This window comes from Ochrobactrum sp. AN78, assembly GCF_029909885.1.
Taxonomy (GTDB): Bacteria; Pseudomonadota; Alphaproteobacteria; order Rhizobiales; family Rhizobiaceae; genus Brucella; species Brucella quorumnocens.
Map to the genome: position 1 here is coordinate 20,711 of NZ_JASAMU010000005.1, position 20,788 is coordinate 41,498.

Below are 20,788 nucleotides of genomic sequence, written 5' to 3' on the forward strand. Positions count from 1 at the left end.
ACAAAAGCGCTTATTCCGCTTTCAGGTCCACGCCTTCAGGATCAAGCAAGCGATGCAGGTGAACAATGAAATAACGCATGTGCGCATTATCGACAGTCTGCTGCGCCTTGGACTTCCAGGCAGTTTTGGCAGACTCGTAATCAGGATAGATGCCAACGACATCGAGATTATCGAGATCGCGGAACTGAACGGTTCCTAGCTTTTTCAGCTCACCGCCAAATACCAGATGAAGAAGCTGCTTTTTGTCGCCTTCGGCACTCATGACAATATCCCTTGAAACAAACTTATTCGCCGCATGATTAGCTCAATGGCCAGTCCGCGACAACACTCAACATTTCCTGCAAAAGGTTTCCGCTGGACGCAACCAGCGCACCATGTTGTAGCGTCGGTCCACCGTAGATGAGAGGCTGAGCGTCGTGGGTCAAGAGCGCTCCGCCCGACTCACTCAGGATGAGATCGGCTGCGGCCAAGTCCCAATCATGTGAATTTGGCCGAATGAAGGTACCGGCGATATCGCCACGCGCAACCATCGCAATCCGATAGGCGAGCGAGGGTACATAAGGATGCAAAATCACGCGATCACGCCAGCCTTCCGGCAAAGTTTCGACCATTCTTTTTGCCGAAGCCATGGCAATTTTATGGCCATTTGGTGGTAGACGGGTACTAATCGGCAGGCCGTTTTGCGATGCACCAAAGCCTTTGCCAGCTTCGATCACTTCATTGCGTGCAGGGCATTGCAGCACACCGGCAATTGGCTTGCCGTCTTCCACGATGGCAATGCTCACACACCACTGAGTTTGCCCATTGATATAACCGCGTGTGCCATCAATCGGATCGACCACAAATGCGCGGCGGCGCGCGGCGGCCACTCTGTCATCCGTAGTTTCTTCTGAAATCCAGCCATAATCAGGCCGTGCTTCAAGCAGCACTTCCTTCAGATAGTTATCGACTGCGAAATCCGCTTCGCTGACGGGCGACTGTCCATCTTTCAACCAAACTTCCGGCGACTGGCCGAAATAACGCATTGCAATACGGCCAGCTTCGCGCGCTGCATTGCGCAGAAGTTCTAGTTCGTTCTGTACATCTTTGCGTTTCTCAATTTCCGGCAAGGGTCAAGCCTTCAATCACAAGGGTTGGGGCCGTCATGCCAAAATTCCGGTCAATATCAGAAGCGGGCGTCATATTGAGGAACATATCCTTGAGATTAGAGGCAATCGTCACCTCACTCACAGGATAGGCAAGCTCCCCGTTTTCAATCCAGAACCCGGAAGCGCCACGACTATATTGGCCCGTGATCATATCGACGCCCTGCCCGAACACTTCTGTTACATAAAAGCCGGTGCCGACAGACCGGATCAGCGATTCTGGTGTTTCCACACCTGGTTCAATGGCAAAATTGGTCGAAGCCGGTGAGACGCCTGAACCCGAACGCACACCGCGTCCGTTGCCGGTCAATCCCAGTTCACGTGCACTCGAACCTGACAGAAGCCATTGCTGCAACACGCCATCTTCAACCATCATCAAGGGTTGACCTTCGATGCCTTCGCCATCAAACGGGCGCGACGACGATCCACGAATGCGCAGCGGATCATCGGTAACATTGATCCCCGCCTTCAAAATCTGCTTGCCGAGACTGTCGCGCAGAAAGCTGGTCTTGCGCGCAACGGCGGCACCGTTGATTGCGCTCGCGAGATGGCCCGCAATACCCCGCGCCAACCGTGGATCAAAAACGCCCGTAACCTGACCCGTCTTGGCTTGGCGTGCACCCAGACGACGCACGGCGCGTTCACCGGCGCGTCTGCCGATATTTTCGGGTGTGTCGAGATCGGCAAAGTGAAGGCGCGAACTAAAATCATAGTCGCGCTCCATCTTCGTGCCTTCGCCTGCGATTGCAGACACCGAACGACCAAAACGCGTTGCAGCATATTCGCCTGAAAAGCCTGATGATGTAACGAGCACAAGCCCGCCCATGCTGCGCGATGCACCAGCACCACCCGAATTGCTCACGCCCTGCACGGCACGCGCTGCCGCTTCAGTTGCCAGTGCGTCTTCGGTAAGGCGCGTCGTATCGATTTCGATCGCGTCGAAAAGATCGAGATCGCGGGGAGCTTTTACCAGCAAAGCCGGATCGGCCAGTTGCTCATACGGATCTTCCGGAGCAACACGCGCCATGGCAACAGCACGCTCCGCCAATTTGTTGGGATCGCTGCCAGCATTGGCTGAAACACTGGCGATACGTCGCCCAACGAACACCCGAAGAGAGAAATCATCACTCTCCGACGATTCGGTTCCCTCGACCTTACCAAGCCGAACAGAGACGCTAACAGAGCGCGTACGGATCACAACCGCGTCAGCATGGTCAGCCCCCGCACGCTTTGCAGCAGCCACCAGCTGCGCTGCGCGGTCGACCAGTTTATCCGACGAATTATCTGAAATCATTACATAATCCAAGACTACAGGGGCAAAACGGCACCAGACTGGTAACCACGAGATATAACCAACCGTAATGGGAATTTGCGAAAAAATATCGTCAAATTATTCGACATCGGACTGATTAGAGCCATATCATGTTTCTATATTGCTGAAATCGGGGGGCTTCAAGGCAAGCCTGCCACATTCTTCATATTCCAAGAGCAAAACATGGTCGCAACAGGCGGAAGTCTTTACTTACAGGCGCTGATGATTCTGGGTGGTGCGATCATCGCTGCGCCCTTATTCAAACGCCTTGGCCTTGGCACCGTTCTGGGCTATCTGGCCGCCGGAATTGCGATTGGTCCAGTTGCACGCCTTATCTCGGAAGGTGAGGAACTGCTGCATTTTTCGGAGCTGGGCGTCGTCTTTCTGCTGTTCATCATCGGGCTTGAGCTGAAACCATCGCGGCTCTGGTCGTTGCGTCATGCAATTTTCGGCCTGGGTGCTGCACAGGTTTTGCTCACAGGTTCCGCGTTGGCCGCCTTGGGTGTCTATCTTGCCGGCCTGGAGACCAATGCGGCAATCATCATCGGTTTCGGCTTGGCGCTATCCTCGACGGCATTTGCTATGCAGGTGTTGGAAGACCGCGCTGAGACCAACCAGAAACACGGACAGCGTGCCTTCGCCATCCTGTTGTTTCAGGACCTCGCCATCGTTCCTATTCTGGCGATCATTCCTGCACTGTCCCCCAATGAGCCTTCACAGGCCAGTGCTGGCTTTCATTTGGCGACAGCCATTGCTGCGATTGTCGCTCTGGTGATTGCGGGACGCTATCTCATCAATCCGATGTTCCGTATCATTGCCAATACCGGCGCACGCGAAGTGATGATCGCAGCTGCCCTTTTTGTGGTGCTGGGTTCAGCCAGTCTTTTGCAGGCGGCAGGACTATCCATGGCAATGGGGGCATTCATTGCAGGCGTGCTGCTGGCCGAATCCTCTTACAGACATGAGCTTGAAGCAGATATCGAACCTTTTCGCGGAATTTTCCTCGGCCTGTTTTTCGTGGCTGTTGGTCTTTCGCTCAATCTGACTGTGATCCTGCAATATTGGAAGACCATTCTGATGGCGGTCCCGATCTTCATGATCGTCAAGGCAGCCATCATCTATGTTCTATGCCGCATCTTCCGCTCGAACCATAATGATGCAATCCGCGTTGCATTTCTGCTCCCACAGGGCGGCGAGTTTGCCTTTGTGCTGTTTTCTGCTGCCGCAGCAGCAGCCGTCATTTCAAACGCCTTAAGCTCCGAACTTGTCGCCGCCGTCACAGTTTCAATGGCACTCACTCCGCTTTCTGTGGCCATCGGCTCAAGACTGCTGATCAAAGACAAGACCGAAGACGTCATCGAAGAAAATTTCGAGGGCGCTGGCGCAGATGTGCTGATGATCGGCTTTTCGCGTTACGGGCAGATTTCCGCTCAAATACTGCTTGCTGGCGGCATCGATGTGACGGTGATCGACAACTCACCGAACCGCGTACGTGCCGCCGGAAAATTCGGTTTCCGCATCTATTTCGGCGATGGCACCCGCAAGGATGTGCTCGAAGCAGCGGGCATCCGCAAAGCCAAAATCGTCGCCGTGTGTACGCACAAGAAGGAAATTACCAACCGGATCGTTAATCTGATCCAGTCGGAATATCCCGATGTGCGTCTTTTTGTGCGTTCCTATGACCGTGAACACACGCTGCAACTTCGCGCACAAGGCGTGGAATATGAGCTGCGCGAAACTTTCGAATCCGGCCTTCTGTTTGGTCAGCGTACGCTTGAAGGTTTAGGACTTTCGGAAGCCAACGCTTATGCAATCCGCGAGGACGTGCGGCAACGCGACGAAGACCGCCTGCACGTCCAGGCATCGGAAGGAATCATGGCAGGACGGCATCTGCTCTTCAACAAGCCCGTCACGCCTGAGCCTCTGGTTAAACCACAGCGCGAAGGCCAGCGAATCGATAAAGCGGGCGACGGCATCGATGCAGTTGCCAATATCGACGAAGGTACGGCGTCGGCCGCAGTTGCAGCTGAATGATCGCTAGAGCGCCGTGCACCCTCTTGGGCGCACAAAGGTCACTCTAACACTTTATATTTACAGCATAATTTTACCTTAAACGGATTCAAGTTTAAGGAGTTATGCAGTAGTGGATTGAATTTGACGTTTGAACCCCGACCGATAACCATACTGTATCAAACGTCAAATTCGAAAAATCCACTCGTTAGTTTTATCGCCCTATCCTACGCATCTACGCTGGGGATGCTCAGGACGCCGCAGCGGCAGGCTTACCGCTTAAAACCGTGTCGAGTGCAAGTTTCAACTCTTCGCGGATATCTGCACTTTGCGACAGAATCTGTTCGAACTTCAGGAAATCGAGCAAGCCTATTCGTTCGACATTTGGACGCAGAAAAATATGTGGCGGGCGATTGCGGAACTTGTTCTCGATGATCGAACACATGGTGAGCTGGTTGGCACCCATGACAGCTTCAATTGTGGTCGGCATATAATCATCAGGCCCTACAGGGGCACCAACAACATCAATTCCAATCACAATATCCGCCTTATCGAACAGCAGATCGAATGGCACCGGATTGAGCAATCCACCATCCACCAGAATTCGCCCATTGCGACGTACCGGTCTAAACACCGGCGGAATAGCGCAAGAAGCGGCAATGGCTGAACGCAGGTCTCCCTGTTCGATATTGAGTTCCGTGGCTGCATGAAAATCCGAAGCGGTAATGCTCATCGGGATTTTCAGCTCTTCCACATTTTCGGGTAGTGCTGCGGGTAGAAAGACTTCCAATATCTTCTCGATATTGAACTGGCTGACTCGGAAACCGCCTTTCAGCAGCTCGACCCAGCGTTCCGGGCGCGCCTGCCACATGCGGCGGGCGACTTCCGAACGGCGATTGAAAATCGCCGCCATATATTCATGAATTTCCTTGCCGGTCATGCCGTTCGCCATTCCGGCCCCGACAATCGAACCGATGGATGAACCAGAAATCGCAACCGGCTTTATGCCCAGTTCGTCCAACACTTCGATAATATGGATATGTGCGATACCGCGAGCGCCGCCGCCGCCAAAGGCGACGGCGATACGCGGTGATGTCGGTACGGTTACATCCATGAAGCTTTCCTCACGGCATATCGGCTTACGATTGTGCCAAACTAAGATTGGGCCAACTTAAGACTGAGCTGGACCGAAAATCAGAATTGCAGGTTCTGCTTCCAAAAGCTTTTTGGCAATAGCTTTCACCTGATCGAGCGTCACCGCATCAATCAGTTCGGCGCGCTTGTCGATGTAATCACGATCAAGCCCTGCTTCCTGAAGACCAACGAGCGTGTCGGCAATCGACACCGATGAATCGAGATTGTTCACCGCATAAGAGCCTTTGAGATAGCTCTTGGCTGCAGCAAGCTCAGCTTCTGTCGGACCATCATTTGCCATTGCAGCGACCTGCTCGCGAATGATCTTGAGCGATTCCTGCGCCTTTTCAGGCCGTGTCGCAGTCGAAATTGTCAATGCAGATACATGATCACGCAATGCCATCGATGACGATACCGAATAGGCGAGACCGCGCTTTTCACGCACTTCCGCATAAAGACGCGAGGTGAAACCGCCACCCAGAATGTGATTCATCAGGTAAGAAGCGAAGAATTCCGGATCTTTACGTGGAACTGCCGGATAGACAAAGCTGATCGATGTCTGTGGCATGTCAAAGCTGAGGCTTGTCGTCGTGCCAAGTGCAAGTTTTGCATCAGGTACTGGGACGAGTTCAGCATTTGCAGGCAGATCGCCGAATACCTTGTCGAGCATTTCGCCAAGATCCTTGGCGTTAATCGAACCAACAACGCCGATCGTCAGGCGATCGCGCGCAAAGTTCTTGCGGTGGAAATTGACAAGGTCTTCACGGCTGATTGATTGCAGCGACTTAACTGTGCCTTCGTCCGGGCGACCATAAGGATGGTTGCCATAGAGAACTTCGGAGAACTTGCGCGAGGCAATGGTTGAAGGATTGCGCTGCGAGGCTTCGAGACTTGCAACCACCTGCTGACGAATGCGGTCAATCGCATCCTGATCAAAGCGCGGCTTGTTAACGGCAAGCGCCAGCAATCCATTCACTGCATCACGGTTCTCGGCAAGCATACGAATATTGCCAGATACCGAATCAGGCGAAGCTGAGAAGCTCATCTCCGCACCAAGGTTATCGATGCGTTCCTGAAAACTGTCGGAATCGAGGTCGCCAGCGCCTTCATCGAAAAGGCCGGTCATCAGATTGGCAAGACCTTCCTTGCCACCCGGGTCCTGCGATGTGCCCCCCTTGAACGAGAAGCGCATAGAAATGAGCGGCACCGAACTATCTTCAACCAGCCAGGCTTTGATGCCCTTTGGCGAAACAACCTCCTGAATCTCGATTGCGTATGCCGGAAGGTTCAGAATGACCAGCAACATCATGGATGTTGCCAGCGCCATCATCGCGGTCTTTGAACGATTAACATTCAACACAATAGCTTTGCTCACTGGATTGCTCCTCCCGCGCCATTCTCACCTGCATTGCCAGCGGCAGCATTCGGATTCTCGCGTGCATTTTCAGGTTCAGTATCCGGCGGCAGCAAGTAACTCGTCACCGACTGATTTTTCACCAGATATCGGTTCGCGGCATCTTTTATCTGCTCGACGGTAACGCCCTTGATCACATCTGGCCATTTCTGAATATCTTCGATACTCATGCCGATAGAGAGCGTGGAACCATAAATCCGGGCCATACCTGACTGGCTGTCGCGCGCGAAGGTTACTGCCTTGAGGAAGCGATTGCGTGCCTGATCGAGTTCGGTCTGCGTCACGCCGTCCTTAATGATACGTGCAACTTCGGCATCAACGGCCTTCTCCACATCGGCCAGCGTCTTACCGTTCTGTGGCGAGCCGTAAACCGAGAATGTTCCATCATCAAGTGGGTCGCCATCATAGCTCGCACCCGTGTTGGATGCGATGCCCTGCTTGACGATCAATTCCTGATAAAGACGAGAGCGTAGTGAACCACCGAGAATCTCGCTCAGGAGATCAAGTGCCGGCGCGTCGCCTGCCTTCACATTCGGGAAGCGCTTTTCATTGGAGTAGGACGGCACCAGCCACGACATGCGGAACGACGGCGTGCTCACACGATCATCATGCAGCGTCACAACGCGGGCTGCGTGTTTTTCCGGCTCCTGCGGACGCTCACGCGGCAGAACATCGGCACGCTTGGGGATTGTGGCCCAGGTCTTCATGACAAGATCGCGCACGCGCTCAGGTGTCACATCACCGGCGATCACCAGCGTTGCATTATTCGGAGTGTAATATTGCTGGTAGAAATCAACCGCATCCTTGAGGCTGAGTTTCTCCATTTCCTGTCGCCAGCCAATCACAGGCACACGATAAGGATGATTGTAGAAAAGCACAGCATCTGTGTTTTCCATCAGCATTGCTGCGGGATTTGAATCCACACGCATACGGCGCTCTTCAAGGATAACCTCGCGCTCAGTCGTTACCGCCTCTTCGTCGAGCACTAGATTGGCCATGCGGTCCGATTCATAACCCATCACCATTTCAAGCGCATCGGGAGCGACACGCTGAAAATAAGCCGTGTAATCATAAGAGGTGAATGCGTTTTCCTGCCCGCCGATGGCTGCGATTTTCGCTGAAAACTCGCCAGCCGGATAGGTCTTGGTACCCTTGAACATCAGGTGCTCAAGAAAATGCGCAATGCCGGATTTGCCCGGTGCCTCATCAGCCGACCCCACATGATACCAGATCATCTGCGTGACCACCGGGGCGCGATGATCGGGAATAACCACGACCTTCAACCCGTTTTCGAGGGTAAAGCTGCTGATATCTTCGGATTTCGTGATTTCTGGCAGATTTGTTTGTGCCTGAGACTGGGCCGGAGGCTGCGCAACTTCGGTTGCAGCCGCTGGTGCGGGCGTCTGCGCCTGAACCGAGCCTGTTGCAAGAGGCAGAGCCAGCGCCAAACCAAGGGCGGTGGACAACAAAAAGTGCCGGAGTGAGGGGTTATGCACCAAACGACATCTCCAATCAGTTTCATTCCGCCCTGACAGCTTTGAAGTGTCTGGCGAGCGGCAAGACCTATATTCAAAATTCACTGTGCTACCGAAACCGGAGATCCGGTTTCGGATAAATCTTCAGTCCGCTTTCAGCTGTATCAGCCGAATTATGGTTCCACCATAATTCCGCTCTTCACGAACGACGAATCGTTCATCCAGTTCCAGCGATGCTTCCGCATCTTCTTCAAGCACGAGAAGTGCGTCAGGATTAAGCCAACTACCTTCAAGTGCTGATAAAAGTGCCTTTTCGCCCATGCGACGACCGTAGGGCGGATCAGCAAAAATCAGATCGAACGGTTCCATCGTTCCTGCTTCGCCAAGCTTGCAAGCATCGCGGCGCAGAACTTTGGTCTGTCCCTGCAGACCAAAGGCCTCGATGTTCTGGCGGAGGATGCCACGCCCTTCCGCTGATTCTTCGACAAAAACAGCATAGCGAGCACCGCGAGAAAGTGCTTCAAGACCGAGCGCGCCGGTACCTGCAAAGAGGTCCAGAACACGCCCGCCTTCAACCTTGTCCGGGAAGCTGTGTGCGAGAATATTGAATAGGCTTTCCCGCGTCCGATCTGTGGTCGGACGAATGGAATTTGTGGTCGGTGTGACGAGCGCGCGCCCGCGGAATTTACCGCCGACGATCCGCACCGCCGCCCCCTGGCTTGCCGCCGCGTGGCTTTCCATCACCAGATCTACCATTGCCTGGCTTGCCGCCCGAACCGCCACGATCCGGACCCTTGCCAAAGCCGCCTGGACCCTTCGACGGGCCGCGACCTTCACCACCACCGGAACGTGGACCGCTGCTACGTGGACCACGATCGGCATTACCACCACCGAAACGACCTTCGCTGCGCGGACCCGAAGGCTTGCCGAAGCTACGGCCTTCATAACCGCCCGATGATTTTTCGCCGCCTTCGTTCTTCAGTTCGGCGCGCTCGCGCTTGCCCGGACGACGCTCTTGTTTACGATCATCGCGACCTTCAGGACGTGGAGCACGGGCTTCTGGTCTGCCTTCAGAACGGCGCGGACGATCATCACGACCTTCTTCGCGACGCTGATCGCCATCTCCGAAACGACGTGGGCGAGACTGAAAGTCTCCTTCCGCACGAGGAGCGCGAGGTCCTGAACGGTTATCTGAGCGTCCCTCAGGACGATTTCCAGAATGGGAACCCTGTTTATCAAAATGCCCTTCTGAACGGCGGGGACGGTCATCACGGCCGGCTTCACGACGCTGATCGCCATCAGCAGAACGACGCGGACGCGACTGCAAATCACCATCGGAGCGGCTTGCACGTGCGCCACGGCTCTCAGCGCGGGCAGCTTTTTGGGCTGCAGCTTTTTCACCATGCGGGCGTGCGCCCGGTGCCATCCAGACATTGCTATTGCCACGGCGACGCGGCTCTACCTTGTCTTCTTTCTTTTCTTCGCGCTTGCGACGCTCTGGCTGGCTGGAGATCCATTCACGCTCACGCGGTTGGCGACGATATTCGCCTTCTGGCTCTTGCTGTTCCATTTCGCGACGCGTGCGGCCTTGCACGACGGTATTAGAGAATTCGTTCAGAACTGGCGCGTCGAAATCCGCACCTGATTCCTCAACGAGTTTTTCACCAAGCTGATCGCGCAGAATACGTCCGCGAATTTCACGAACCGCACCTTCTTCAAGATCGCCGAGCTGGAAAGGTCCAAACGACACGCGGATCAGACGACCAACCGTCAGACCAAGCGCGCCAAGGATGTTCTTGACTTCGCGGTTCTTGCCTTCGCGCAGACCGATTGAAATCCAGACATTGGCACCCTGTTCACGCTCAAGCGTTGCTTCGATGCTGCCGTAGAAAATGCCTTCGACGGCAATGCCGTTCTTCAACTCATCAAGCTGTGCCTGTGTGACCTTGCCGTGGGCGCGAACGCGATAGCGTCGCAGCCAGCCGGTGGAAGGCAATTCCAGAACGCGCGACAGACCACCATCATTTGTGAGCAGAAGCAGACCTTCGGTATTGATGTCGAGACGACCAACCGAAAGTACGCGCGGCATTTCCGCAGGCAACGCTTCAAAAACAGTCGGACGCCCTTCCGGATCACGATTGGTCGTCACAAGACCTGCAGGCTTGTTATAGAGCCAAAGACGTGTGCGTTCTGCCTGCTTCAACTGCTTGCCATCAACCGTGATAACGTCGGTGCGCTTCACGTTCACCGCAGGGCTTTCAAGCACCTTGCCGTTAACCGAGATCCGGCCAGCCGCAATCATGGTCTCGGCTTCGCGACGCGATGCAATGCCTGCGCGTGCGAGACGCTTGGCAATGCGCTCGCTGGCATCTTCACCTTCTTGGGTTTCGCGCGAGCCAAACTTGCGCGGACCACCGCGATCATCGTCACGGCGAGGTCTGTCGTCGCGTGGACGATCATTACGTGAGCCAGCCTCACGTGGTCCTGAACCTCGCTCGCCGCGTTCACCGCGACTGCTGCCGGGGCGATCGCCCCGACCTTCACCACGTCCATGCGGGGGGCGTCGACCGCCCTTGTTATCGTCTTCAGTGCTCATCTGGTATTGGCCTTTCAGCAGCGCCGCCGTGTCGTCTTTCGCACCTTGGGGGTTGGCAAAGAACCGTCCGGTCAAGAACGCTGTATAAATCCGTTTACAAATCGGTTTTGATTTCGTGACTTATGCAGTAACAAATCGCTCAATGGCTTGCGAGCGAAATTTCCCTGTCCAGCGCACGAAATGAGGTTGGATTGAAAAAGGTTGCAGACATTTCGGCACCAAAAGTGGCAACACCGATGGAGATTGCGCTTGAAGAGGCGAAATCTGCAGCCCTCCGCGGTGAGGTGCCCATTGGTGCGGTCATCGTGCATGAAGGCAAGATTATTGCCCGGGCAGGCAACCGTACCCGCGAATTGAACGACGTCACGGCGCATGCGGAAGTACTTGTAATTCGCCAGGCAGGAGAAGCACTTAAGTCCGAACGCTTGCTCGACTGCGATCTCTATGTGACGCTTGAACCCTGTGCAATGTGTGCAGCCGCTATCTCTTTTGCTCGCATCCGGCGTCTTTATTATGGCGCTGCTGATCCCAAGGGAGGGGGTGTGGAATATGGGCCACGCTTCTACACACAACCCACATGCCATCACGTTCCAGAAATTTATGCGGGTTTCTCCGAAGAAAAATCCCAGAAAATCCTCCGGGATTTTTTTCGCAATAAGCGATAGATCATGGCTTAATGAATTGCCCTATGCCTCGTCATGTGGCGCAAAGTGTTATCACGCAGTGCAAAATGATGGATCAGCGCCATCAGCACATGTCCGACGATAGCGGCCAGCAACACCCAGCCAAGAAGGCCGTGAAGCGCGTTGCCGGGCGCTGTTAGCGCCGCATTCTGCACGCCTGTCTGTTCGAATAGCTGGATACCGAAGACGGAAAAGCCACGGCCGTTGCCATAGCTCCGAAGCAGCGCAAGCGCAGGCACTGCAAACATAAGCGCATAGATTACCAGATGACCGAAGCCTGCGAGCTTCCCCATCACACCGGGCTTATGCGGTCGGCTGGAAAGGTTTAGCAGTCCCCAAATGCCGCGCAGCAGAACGAGCACCAACAGAGAGAAGCCAATTGTGAAGTGCGCTGACCAAAAGAAATTATAAAGCGGCGTCTCTTTGATGACAATGCGCAGGATAGCAGAGATGAACTGCCACAGAAAAAGCGCGGCCATCAACCAATGGAGCATACGACTGATGACGCCGTAGCCATCGGGGCCATCCCAAAATGAGTTTGTTTTGTGCATTACTATACCTTACATCCCGAAAAGCTGCAGGATACGCTCTGCCAGAATGCTTTCGTTGATTGAAATCAAATATTGTTCAGAATAGCCAAAATTAAAAATATTTAATATTAGAGATTGATTCACGCAAAATGGCATCTTTTTTATGATGAAGAAATCATACTGATATAAAGAAAAAGCCGGAAGATTTTTTCTTCCGGCTTCCATAATTCTTAAAATCTATACTATAAAGGCTAGTTCCAAGGCAGCAGATCGCGCCAGCTTTTGCCGCCGCCGCCAGCTGCTTTCTTGCGCTCGCGTTCTTTCTGCGCCTCATCCTGACCCATATCACCAACAGCTGCTGTTGATGCTGGCTGACGATAACCAAGTGGCGGTTCGCTCAGATAGCGGCGATTGGTCGATGTACCTTGTGTCTGCTCTGCACGCTGCTTTTTCAACTCAGCAACCTTGGCTGGATCAAAGGTTGGCGTGCGCGATTCATAATCTTCGCGACGGCTGGCACCGCTTGGCAATGAAGCCCTAACGTTGCTTGCAACAGGCACGTCCTGCTCAACAGGCGAAACGAAGTTTGGATTGTCGCGGTTTGCGGTAATTTCATCGCGCAAACGCTTGCGGCGCTGTTCCGGTGATTCTGGCCATGATGGATCGCCGGCACTTGCAAGGCTTTCCTGTGGAGCAGGCAACGCGCCCTTGTCGCCCTGTCCAGGACGCACAAGATCAGGACGCGGCTTGTAATCAATACGGTCTTTTTTCTTGCCCTGACCAAAGCTTGCCATGTTCGACACGTCGTCGAGAAGCTGCGCACTCGCAGTTTTGTCGGTTCCGTAGGTCGGCGACGACACACAACCGGACAGCGCGAGGCCCGCGACTGCCGTCATCAATACCAGAACTCGTCCTTCAATCTTCATTAGCGCCACTTCTTTTACGCCTGTCGATTTTCTCTTCGTCAAAGGCTTCTTTTAAACCCTTGCCGCAAGAAACCGGCAACTCCAAGGCAGATTGCAAGTTTATCTCAAGGAGAGCCTTGTACATGAGAGCATCTCTACGGGCAATCGCGATATTAACCGCTATTTCACCATGTCCTCACTTTACAAGGCAAGCCCTGAAGCGAAAAGCCCGGATGCATGCCACAACCGGGCCTCTGATTTTATGCCGAAAGTCTGCCGAGAGCCTTCAATTCGTGAAGGGCTGCCGCATCGCGGGCCGAGACTTCCGGGAATTCCGGGTCAGAACCGACATCCGTGGTGTAACGCCACGAACGCGCGCACTTCTCGCCTTCCGCACGAACAGGAACAACTGCAACACCCTTCACGTCATCCAGCGTGAAGGCATCAGCAGGTGCCGCAGCATCAGTCACGTCAATACCACTTGTGATGCAGATTTCAGCGAAATCCAATCCTGCAAGCGAATCGACGAGGCTCTTGTCAGCGATATAGACAACTGGAGCCGCCTCCAGAGAAGAACCGATGCGCTTATCCGCGCGTTCCAGTTCCAAAGCCCCTGTAACAACACGACGAACATTGCGAACCTTGCGCCACTTTTCAGCCAGCACATCATCGCGCCATTGTGCAGGCGTCTTGCGAAACTGTTCCAGATGCACCGAAACAGATTGCGGATAGCGATCCAGCCAAGCTTCTTCCATGGTGAAAGGCAGCATCGGAGCGAGCCAAGTGGTTACGCGGTCAAAAATCTCGCGAACGGTCTGAAGAGCAGCCTTGCGGCGAACGCTGGATGGTGCATCGCAATAAAGCGCATCCTTGCGGATATCGAAATAGAAGGCCGAAAGTTCGACATTCATGAAATCGATCAGCGCACGTGCAATACGCTTGAAATCAAACGCGTCATAACCTGAACGCACGACTTCATCGAGCTCCGCCAGACGATGCAGCATCAGACGTTCGAGTTCCGGCAGCTCTGCGTGCGGAACATTCTCGCCTTCATCATGGGCGAGCGTGCCCAGCATCCAGCGAATGGTGTTACGCAGCTTGCGATACGCATCGATATTGGTCTGGATGATGCTCTTGCCGAGGCGCTGATCTTCCCAGTAATCGGTCGTCATCACCCAGAGGCGAAGAATATCCGCACCCGAATCCTTAATGACGTCCTGTGGCGTGACCGTATTGCCCAACGACTTCGACATCTTTTTGCCGTTCTCGTCCATGGTGAAACCATGGGTGACGACGGCATTGTAAGGCGCGCGACCACGCGTTCCGCAGCTTTCTAGCAGTGACGAGTGGAACCAGCCGCGATGCTGATCTGAGCCTTCGAGATAAACATCCGCCGGCCACTTCATGTCCGGGCGGTCTTCAAGCGTGAAGGTATGTGTCGAGCCAGAATCGAACCAGACGTCGAGAATGTCGCGAACCTGTGTCCAGTTTTCATTGGCACGGCTGCCGAGGAAACGCTCACGCGCACCTTCCGCAAACCATGCATCGGCACCTTCCGCCTCGAAAGCTTCAAGGATGCGCTTGTTCACGGCATCGTCCTGAAGGATATTGCCTTCCTCATCAGCGAAGACGCAGATTGGCACACCCCATGCGCGCTGACGAGAAAGAACCCAATCCGGGCGACCTTCGATCATGGCACGAAGACGATTCTGACCGGCAGCAGGCACGAAACGCGTATCTTCAATCGCTTTCAGCGAGCGCGAACGCAGCGTGGTGCCATCGCCGAGATTCTTGTCCATATAGACAAACCACTGCGGCGTGTTGCGGAAGATAACCGGCTTCTTCGAGCGCCATGAATGCGGATAAGAATGCTTCAGACGGCCACGTGCGAACAGCTTGTCAGTTGCAATGAGCTGCTTGATGACAGAGTCATTCGCATCGCCCTTCTTGCCGTTATCATCGATAACACGCGCAGGCCCACCTTCGCGATCCGGACCAAAGCCCGGCGCATCCTTGGTGTAATAGCCATCATCGCCAACAGGGAACGGAATGCTCGGATCAATGCCACGCGCTTCCAACTCACGCGCGCTGTCCATCCATGCTTCAAAGTCTTCTCGTCCGTGGCTTGGGGCGGTGTGCACGAAACCGGTACCAGCATCGTCGGTGACGTGGTCACCAGAAACCAATGGCACGACGAATTCGTATCCGCCGCCGAAACCCTTGAGCGGATGATCGAGTACATTCTTGGAAAGCTCTTCGCCCGTCACATCGCGCAGGCGATTAAACTCAAGCTTTGCCTTCTTGGCGCATTCGTCAGCCAGTTTATCAGCGAAGATAAGCTTTTCGCCGGGACGTGGGCCAAAATCATTCTCAGCGGCAGTGACTTCATAAAGGCCGTACGCAACACGCGTCGAATAGGCCACAGCACGGTTTCCGGGAATGGTCCATGGAGTTGTCGTCCAGATAACGACAGAGCTGCCGACCAGATCGCCAGCATCTGCGACCGGGAACTTCACCCAGATCATATCCGACTCGATGTCGTGATATTCGACTTCGGCTTCTGCAAGGGCTGTGCGTTCAACCACCGACCACATGACAGGTTTTGAACCACGATAAAGCTGGCCAGTTGCAGCAAACTTCAGGAGTTCGCCAGCGATCCGCGCTTCCGCGTGGAAGTTCATTGTCGTGTATGGGTTTTCAAAATCGCCACAGATTGCGAGGCGCTTGAACTCTTCCGACTGAACCTTGATCCAGCCCGCAGCAAATTCACGGCATTCCTTGCGGAATTCGTTGATTGCAACTTCGTCCTTGTTTTTGCCCTGCGCGCGGTATTTTTCCTCGATCTTCCACTCGATCGGCAGGCCGTGGCAATCCCAGCCCGGCACATAATTCGAGTTGAAGCCGCGCATCTGGAATGAGCGCGTGATTACATCCTTGAGGATCTTGTTCAGTGCATGGCCGATATGGATATTGCCATTTGCATAAGGAGGGCCATCATGCAGCACATAAAGCGGGCGATCCTTCGCGTCTTCGCGCAGCTTTTTATAGAGGTTCATTTCCTCCCAGCGCTGCACAAACACTGGCTCGCGCGCAGGCAGTCCCGCGCGCATTGGAAACTCGGTCTGTGGCAGGTTGAGAGTTTTGGAATAGTCGATCTTGGCAGTCGTCTCGGTCATTTTATTACTTGCCTGTCAATCCCGCACAGCAATATGGCGGGCGAAGATGCTGAAAGTTCAGGAGGCTGCAACATACAGCCGGAAAACTCAAAAGGCTGCGAGGCACAGCCGGTCGTTCCCGGACCTTCCTGCCATGCATTGCACTTTGCGCAATGCCATCAAGGCTTAGAGGAAGGCCGGGCCAATAATTCGTATGGCCGCGATGATATGCCGAAAATCCGTCATCATGGGCACGCTTTTAGCAATGACCTTCGCAGGAATAAAGAGGCAGGGCGCAATAAACTTGCAGCCCTGCCCTCGAAAAGCTTACAGATAGAGCATGTCTCCCAAAAGTGGGAACCGGTTTTGGGACAAAGACATGCGTAGAAACAAATGGATAGAGTACCTCCAACGATTTATCTTAAACTGGAAATACTCTGGGTTTGTTTTGATCAGTCGAGCGAGAAATCGAAGCGGTAAGTCGCAGCAATGCCGACCATAAACTGATCACGTGAGCCGTGCTGTTTCACAATGCTCGAGTCCTTTGCTGGGCCCTGAAGACGGCTATATTCACCAAACAGGCTGGTATCGATTTTGTCGGTTGCCTTCCAGGTAATAGCGCCACCAACACCAACCGATTCCCAACCACCGCCTGGATTATATTCCTTGACGCCAGATGCCACCGCTTCCTCAGCCGTTACACCATAATAGGTTTTGAAATAGTCTTTGGATGCGAAGGTTGCGCGTGGACCAGCCGAAACGCGGACCACCGGCGTCACATCATAGAACGCATCGGCTGCAACGTCGGCAACAACGCCCTTGTGGGCGCGAATACCCTGACGTACTTCACCGCGGAAACGCAGCCAGTCGGTTGGATAGACATCGACGAAGCCACCGGCTTCACCGCCGAACTTGGTTTCGTGAATTCCATCAATATCGGTATCGCGTTTGAACAGAAGCTTGCCTGTTGCACCCACACGGAAGCGATCCGTGTCGATTACCGCAAAGGATACGTTGTCATTACGCGAAGAAAAGCGCTCTGCTTCACCCTGACGGCCAAGCGACACCAAAGGCTGCGCTGAAAACTTATACTTGTTGGAACCTTCGAACTTCGGAGCAACAAGGCCAGCAGCGCCAACCTTGAGGTACCAGTCGCCCGACCAGAAGTATTTGCGGGCAGGCTTCACTTCCTCAGCCGCATAGACGTCCGTCTGCTGCATATCCGCAGCAACGACCGACAAAGGACCTACGAACAATGCAGCGCCTGTAACAAAGGCAAGGGGGACAATACGCGTCACGTGAAACTCCGATAAACAGTGGCCCGTAAACTTTGCGGGCATTTAACACTGTTTGAACGGAATATGTAAAATTAAACTTAAATCTAAGGTAGAAATTACTACAACTCTTTCTGGCGTCTTTTAGATCATGGTGATGATTTAGCTTTTGAGCGGCGCATGTCGGATTTTGCATCTGACGAGGAGACGTGACCGAAGTCGAGTATTCCTCCATCAGGGAACTTCGACAAAGTCGGAGGTGAAATCCGCTGCGTCCTGAAAGGATATGGTGAAAATCGCCCAGCTTGGCGCCGCAAAACCTCGATGGAGAACCACTCCACCTTCGGTTCTGCTCCTAGAGCTGAAAGATTTCCCGCATACCGCTCCGTAAGTTAAATCATCGCCACGACCTAAGGCTCAAGCAGGAAACGATAAGAGGCGATCAAGTTCGGAAAGCGGCTTCGCGCCTGCCAACAGAGCGCGCGCTTCTTCTTCATCGCGCTTCATTTGCTCGATAAGTGGATCGAGTCGGTCAAACTTAACTTCGCCGCGCAGATAGCCAAAGAAGGATACTTCGGCAACTTCTCCATAGAGATCGCCGGAAAAATCAAAAACGAATGTCTCAAGCAGTGGTTTGCCATCGCTTGCGACAGTCGGGCGGCGACCGAAGCTCGCCACACCGTCATGCAAGATGCCGTCGGCCCTGCGGAAGCGGACGGCATAAATTCCGTGCTTCAAACTGACATGATCGTCGATGGTCATGTTTGCGGTCGGAAAACCCAGGGTGCGCCCAAGCTTCTTGCCATGGATGACTTCACCGCTGACCCGGTAGCGGTAGCCGAGCAGACCCGCCGCCTCCGCGACTTCGCCTTCGCACAAGAGCGCACGGACGCGCGTCGAGGAAACGAGATTTCCACCTTCATCACCGAAAGCATCCACCAGAGACACACTGAACCCTGACGATTGACCGGCTTCCTCAAGGAACAGAGGCGTGCCCCGACGCCCCTTTCCGAAATGGAAATCATAGCCCGTGACGACACGATTGGCATGCAACCGCTCTACAAGGATATTGCGCACGAAATCTTCCGCCGACTGCGCTGAGAAATCCGCAGTAAACGGCTGTTCAACAACCGCATCAAATCCCATGAGTCGCAGAATCTCGGCTTTCTCAACCGCATCAGTAAGGCGTTCAATGGGCTCGTTCGGCTTAAAGAAACTGCGCGGATGCGGTTCGAAAGTCAGCACGACTGCAGGCAAACTGTCCCTGTGTGCGAGTTCCAGCGCACGCTCCAGTACAGCCTGATGGCCGCGATGGACACCATCAAAATTGCCGATCGCCACCACGCAGTCACGCAGCGTAAGCGGCAATGCATCGGTTCCTGAAAGACGCTGGAAAACAGGTTTTGTCATGGTCGAAGCAGTTTCTCGAAAATATCAGACGAGTGCGTAAAGCGAAGCAATTGGAGAATGGCCGTGCTTTTGTAGAAAAGCATTCATTTTATCAAAATCAACATTCCCGTCAGCGGCATAATCAGCAGCATGGACCCCGCCCGAAATATAGAGCACATCCAAACCATAATCCGCCGCGCCCTTCACATCGGTCAATACACCGTCACCGATGCCGAGAATGCGTTTTCTGTCGACGGCATGTCCACGGACTTCCTCGACTGCTTTTGATGCGGCCTCATAGATTGGGCGATGCGGCTTGCCTGCAATCAGTGTGCGGCCGCCAAGCTGGCCAAAATCACGCGCAAGTGCACCTGCACACCAGATCAGACGCGGGCCACGTTCGACCATGATATCCGGGTTGGCACAGATGAATGGCAGATTGCGCGACCGCAGACGCTGCAACAGCTCAGTATAATTTTCCGGTGTTTCCGTTTCATCGTCATAAAGACCTGTACAGACAACGCCTGAAGCCTCAAACTCCTCGACCAGTTCCACATCAAGCCCATCATAAATGACGGTCTCACGTTCACTGCCGATATGGAAAATCTTGCGCGGCCCCTCGATGATGAGGTCACGCGTTACATCACCCGATGTCACGACACGATCATAAGCATCTTCGGGTACACCAAGCAGTGTCATTTGCGCGATCACACTCGGATATGGGCGCGGCGCATTGGTCACGAGGACAACCGTCAATCCCTTGGCACGTGCTCGCTTCAAAGCGGCGACGGCTGGAGCAAACGCAACCTCGCCATTGTGCAGAACACCCCAGACATCACAGAAGATCGCATCATATCCATCCGTCAGATCATCCAGGCGTTCAGGCAGCTTCATGGTTTTCCTCAGTATGCTTGTCCGGTCCAAGGACCGGAGAAATCGGGAGCCCGTATCATGCAACATCAGCGCAAATGACAGGCTTTAACGAGCGAGTGTCTGACACGCCCTGCGGTTTCCTCTACAAGAAGCAGCCCGATCTGTCACCCGGCTTGAGCCCCTCTGCGTCCAAATGAACGCATTGTGTCCGTCAGAAATCAACGGATCTTTCAGTCAGGCACCGTTAACCAAACAAGCCATTTCCTGAACATAACCCATCAAGGGCAGTTATTTTCCTGTTCGCCTTGTGGCTCAGCTGTATAGTCCCCACATCTCAGGAGCAGGTGCGCTCCGCCGTGCACGTGCCTATAAGCGGAATTTATCTTCCCAACTGTCAAAAAACGGCAACGATCCTTGACAAAGAATGGCCCCGCTTCTATCTCAGAGGCACGTTAGCACTCGGACATCTAGAGTGCTAACAGCGCGAACCGGTCGGTTCGCTTCATCAGGGTTCAACGTCTATAACACCAAGGGTTATACCATGGCTGATATTAAGTTCCGTCCGCTTCACGACCGCGTAGTCGTTCGTCGCGTAGAATCGGAAGCAAAGACTGCTGGCGGCATCATCATCCCTGAAACCGCCAAGGAAAAGCCTCAGGAAGGCGAAATCGTCGCTATTGGCACAGGCGCCCGCGACGAAGCTGGTAAGCTGATCGCTCTGGAAGTTAAGGCTGGCGACAAGGTTCTGTTCGGCAAGTGGTCGGGCACCGAAGTCAAGATCGGCGGCGAAGACCTGCTGATCATGAAGGAATCCGACATTTTGGGTATCGTCGGCTAATACCTTCGTTTAACCGGTGGACTAGCCGGTAAATAATTCATTCATCACCATAATC

At 54.0% G+C, this 20,788-nt stretch carries 18 protein-coding genes; 3 read left to right on the forward strand and 15 right to left on the reverse strand.

Features of this window, described 5'->3' with window-relative positions; genetic code table 11:
- Positions 1-10: 10 nt before the first annotated feature.
- Genes QBD00_RS11120 through QBD00_RS11130 form a run of 3 tightly spaced genes read right to left on the reverse strand, consistent with a single transcriptional unit; the run spans position 11 to position 2,439 of the window.
- On the reverse strand, positions 11-262 hold the full coding sequence (locus QBD00_RS11120) for a DUF4170 domain-containing protein (protein ID WP_095444868.1): 252 nt from the start codon (positions 260-262) through the stop codon (positions 11-13).
- A gap of 37 nt (positions 263-299) precedes the next feature.
- Positions 300-1,109: a 3'(2'),5'-bisphosphate nucleotidase CysQ gene (locus tag QBD00_RS11125; RefSeq protein ID WP_151090963.1), complete on the reverse strand. Its 810-nt coding sequence runs from the start codon at positions 1,107-1,109 to the stop codon at positions 300-302.
- On the reverse strand, positions 1,096-2,439 hold the full coding sequence (locus QBD00_RS11130) for a TldD/PmbA family protein (protein WP_318579510.1): 1,344 nt from the start codon (positions 2,437-2,439) through the stop codon (positions 1,096-1,098). Before QBD00_RS11130 ends, QBD00_RS11125 begins: the two co-directional genes overlap by 14 nt.
- Positions 2,440-2,640: 201 nt before the next feature.
- Here QBD00_RS11130 and QBD00_RS11135 point away from each other — a divergent pair, with 201 nt between their 5' ends.
- Positions 2,641-4,491: a monovalent cation:proton antiporter-2 (CPA2) family protein gene (locus tag QBD00_RS11135; protein WP_151090967.1), complete on the forward strand. Its 1,851-nt coding sequence runs from the start codon at positions 2,641-2,643 to the stop codon at positions 4,489-4,491.
- Positions 4,492-4,717: 226 nt separating this feature from the next.
- Here the strand turns inward: QBD00_RS11135 and QBD00_RS11140 are convergent, their stop codons facing one another.
- From QBD00_RS11140 to QBD00_RS11160, 5 genes are all read right to left on the reverse strand, one after another.
- Positions 4,718-5,581 carry a patatin-like phospholipase family protein gene (locus QBD00_RS11140; RefSeq protein ID WP_318579511.1) on the reverse strand — a complete coding sequence of 288 codons (864 nt, stop codon included), beginning with the start codon at positions 5,579-5,581 and terminating at the stop codon, positions 4,718-4,720.
- A 57-nt stretch (positions 5,582-5,638) separates the two neighbouring features.
- Positions 5,639-6,931 (reverse strand): M16 family metallopeptidase, encoded by a 1,293-nt coding sequence (locus QBD00_RS11145; RefSeq protein WP_210318355.1) that lies wholly within the window; start codon positions 6,929-6,931, stop codon positions 5,639-5,641.
- A gap of 41 nt (positions 6,932-6,972) precedes the next feature.
- Entirely contained in the window at positions 6,973-8,511 is a 1,539-nt protein-coding gene (locus tag QBD00_RS11150) for a pitrilysin family protein (protein WP_318579660.1), read from the reverse strand.
- Positions 8,512-8,634: 123 nt separating this feature from the next.
- Positions 8,635-9,195, reverse strand: coding sequence for a 16S rRNA (guanine(966)-N(2))-methyltransferase RsmD (rsmD, locus tag QBD00_RS11155; RefSeq protein WP_235901679.1), 561 nt, complete (start codon positions 9,193-9,195; stop codon positions 8,635-8,637).
- On the reverse strand, positions 9,176-11,086 hold the full coding sequence (locus QBD00_RS11160) for a pseudouridine synthase (protein ID WP_318579512.1): 1,911 nt from the start codon (positions 11,084-11,086) through the stop codon (positions 9,176-9,178). Before QBD00_RS11160 ends, rsmD begins: the two co-directional genes overlap by 20 nt.
- Positions 11,087-11,322: 236 nt before the next feature.
- On the opposite strand from QBD00_RS11160, the gene QBD00_RS11165 reads away from it, so the two are divergent.
- Positions 11,323-11,751: a nucleoside deaminase gene (locus tag QBD00_RS11165; protein ID WP_412535016.1), complete on the forward strand. Its 429-nt coding sequence runs from the start codon at positions 11,323-11,325 to the stop codon at positions 11,749-11,751.
- A gap of 8 nt (positions 11,752-11,759) precedes the next feature.
- On the opposite strand, the gene QBD00_RS11170 is transcribed toward QBD00_RS11165, so the two are convergent.
- The 7 genes from QBD00_RS11170 to QBD00_RS11200 all read right to left on the reverse strand — a co-directional run bounded on the left by QBD00_RS11170 (position 11,760) and on the right by QBD00_RS11200 (position 19,916).
- On the reverse strand, positions 11,760-12,320 hold the full coding sequence (locus tag QBD00_RS11170) for a cytochrome b (RefSeq protein WP_318579514.1): 561 nt from the start codon (positions 12,318-12,320) through the stop codon (positions 11,760-11,762).
- A 230-nt stretch (positions 12,321-12,550) separates the two neighbouring features.
- On the reverse strand, positions 12,551-13,225 hold the full coding sequence (locus QBD00_RS11175; protein WP_095444877.1) for a hypothetical protein: 675 nt from the start codon (positions 13,223-13,225) through the stop codon (positions 12,551-12,553).
- Positions 13,215-13,349, reverse strand: a complete 135-nt coding sequence (locus QBD00_RS11180; RefSeq protein ID WP_264232183.1) for a hypothetical protein — start codon at positions 13,347-13,349, stop codon at positions 13,215-13,217. Before QBD00_RS11180 ends, QBD00_RS11175 begins: the two co-directional genes overlap by 11 nt.
- Positions 13,350-13,464: 115 nt before the next feature.
- Positions 13,465-16,380 (reverse strand): isoleucine--tRNA ligase, encoded by a 2,916-nt coding sequence (gene ileS / locus QBD00_RS11185; RefSeq protein WP_318579515.1) that lies wholly within the window; start codon positions 16,378-16,380, stop codon positions 13,465-13,467.
- 431 nt (positions 16,381-16,811) lie between these two features.
- Entirely contained in the window at positions 16,812-17,657 is an 846-nt protein-coding gene (locus QBD00_RS11190) for a MipA/OmpV family protein (RefSeq protein ID WP_235901636.1), read from the reverse strand.
- A 393-nt stretch (positions 17,658-18,050) separates the two neighbouring features.
- Positions 18,051-19,043, reverse strand: coding sequence for a bifunctional riboflavin kinase/FAD synthetase (locus tag QBD00_RS11195; protein WP_318579516.1), 993 nt, complete (start codon positions 19,041-19,043; stop codon positions 18,051-18,053).
- Positions 19,044-19,067: 24 nt separating this feature from the next.
- Entirely contained in the window at positions 19,068-19,916 is an 849-nt protein-coding gene (locus QBD00_RS11200) for a TIGR01459 family HAD-type hydrolase (protein WP_151090981.1), read from the reverse strand.
- 520 nt (positions 19,917-20,436) lie between these two features.
- On the opposite strand from QBD00_RS11200, the gene groES reads away from it, so the two are divergent.
- Complete coding sequence (groES, locus tag QBD00_RS11205) at positions 20,437-20,733, forward strand: co-chaperone GroES (RefSeq protein WP_318579517.1); 297 nt, start codon at positions 20,437-20,439, stop codon at positions 20,731-20,733.
- Positions 20,734-20,788: the final 55 nt, after the last annotated feature.

Excerpts from the sequence above, each read along its gene's own strand:
- QBD00_RS11120 (WP_095444868.1), bottom strand. The coding sequence starts at position 262 with ATGAGTGCCGAAGGCGACAAAAAGCAGCTTCTTCATCTGGTATTTGGC.
- QBD00_RS11130 (WP_318579510.1), bottom strand. The coding sequence starts at position 2,439 with ATGATTTCAGATAATTCGTCGGATAAACTGGTCGACCGCGCAGCGCAG.
- QBD00_RS11135 (WP_151090967.1), top strand. The coding sequence starts at position 2,641 with ATGGTCGCAACAGGCGGAAGTCTTTACTTACAGGCGCTGATGATTCTG.
- QBD00_RS11140 (WP_318579511.1), bottom strand. The coding sequence starts at position 5,581 with ATGGATGTAACCGTACCGACATCACCGCGTATCGCCGTCGCCTTTGGC.
- QBD00_RS11145 (WP_210318355.1), bottom strand. The coding sequence starts at position 6,931 with ATGATGGCGCTGGCAACATCCATGATGTTGCTGGTCATTCTGAACCTT.
- QBD00_RS11160 (WP_318579512.1), bottom strand. The coding sequence starts at position 11,086 with ATGAGCACTGAAGACGATAACAAGGGCGGTCGACGCCCCCCGCATGGA.
- QBD00_RS11165 (WP_412535016.1), top strand. The coding sequence starts at position 11,323 with ATGGAGATTGCGCTTGAAGAGGCGAAATCTGCAGCCCTCCGCGGTGAG.
- QBD00_RS11170 (WP_318579514.1), bottom strand. The coding sequence starts at position 12,320 with ATGCACAAAACAAACTCATTTTGGGATGGCCCCGATGGCTACGGCGTC.
- QBD00_RS11175 (WP_095444877.1), bottom strand. The coding sequence starts at position 13,225 with ATGAAGATTGAAGGACGAGTTCTGGTATTGATGACGGCAGTCGCGGGC.
- QBD00_RS11180 (WP_264232183.1), bottom strand. The coding sequence starts at position 13,349 with ATGTACAAGGCTCTCCTTGAGATAAACTTGCAATCTGCCTTGGAGTTG.
- ileS (WP_318579515.1), bottom strand. The coding sequence starts at position 16,380 with ATGACCGAGACGACTGCCAAGATCGACTATTCCAAAACTCTCAACCTG.
- QBD00_RS11195 (WP_318579516.1), bottom strand. The coding sequence starts at position 19,043 with ATGACAAAACCTGTTTTCCAGCGTCTTTCAGGAACCGATGCATTGCCG.
- QBD00_RS11200 (WP_151090981.1), bottom strand. The coding sequence starts at position 19,916 with ATGAAGCTGCCTGAACGCCTGGATGATCTGACGGATGGATATGATGCG.
- groES (WP_318579517.1), top strand. The coding sequence starts at position 20,437 with ATGGCTGATATTAAGTTCCGTCCGCTTCACGACCGCGTAGTCGTTCGT.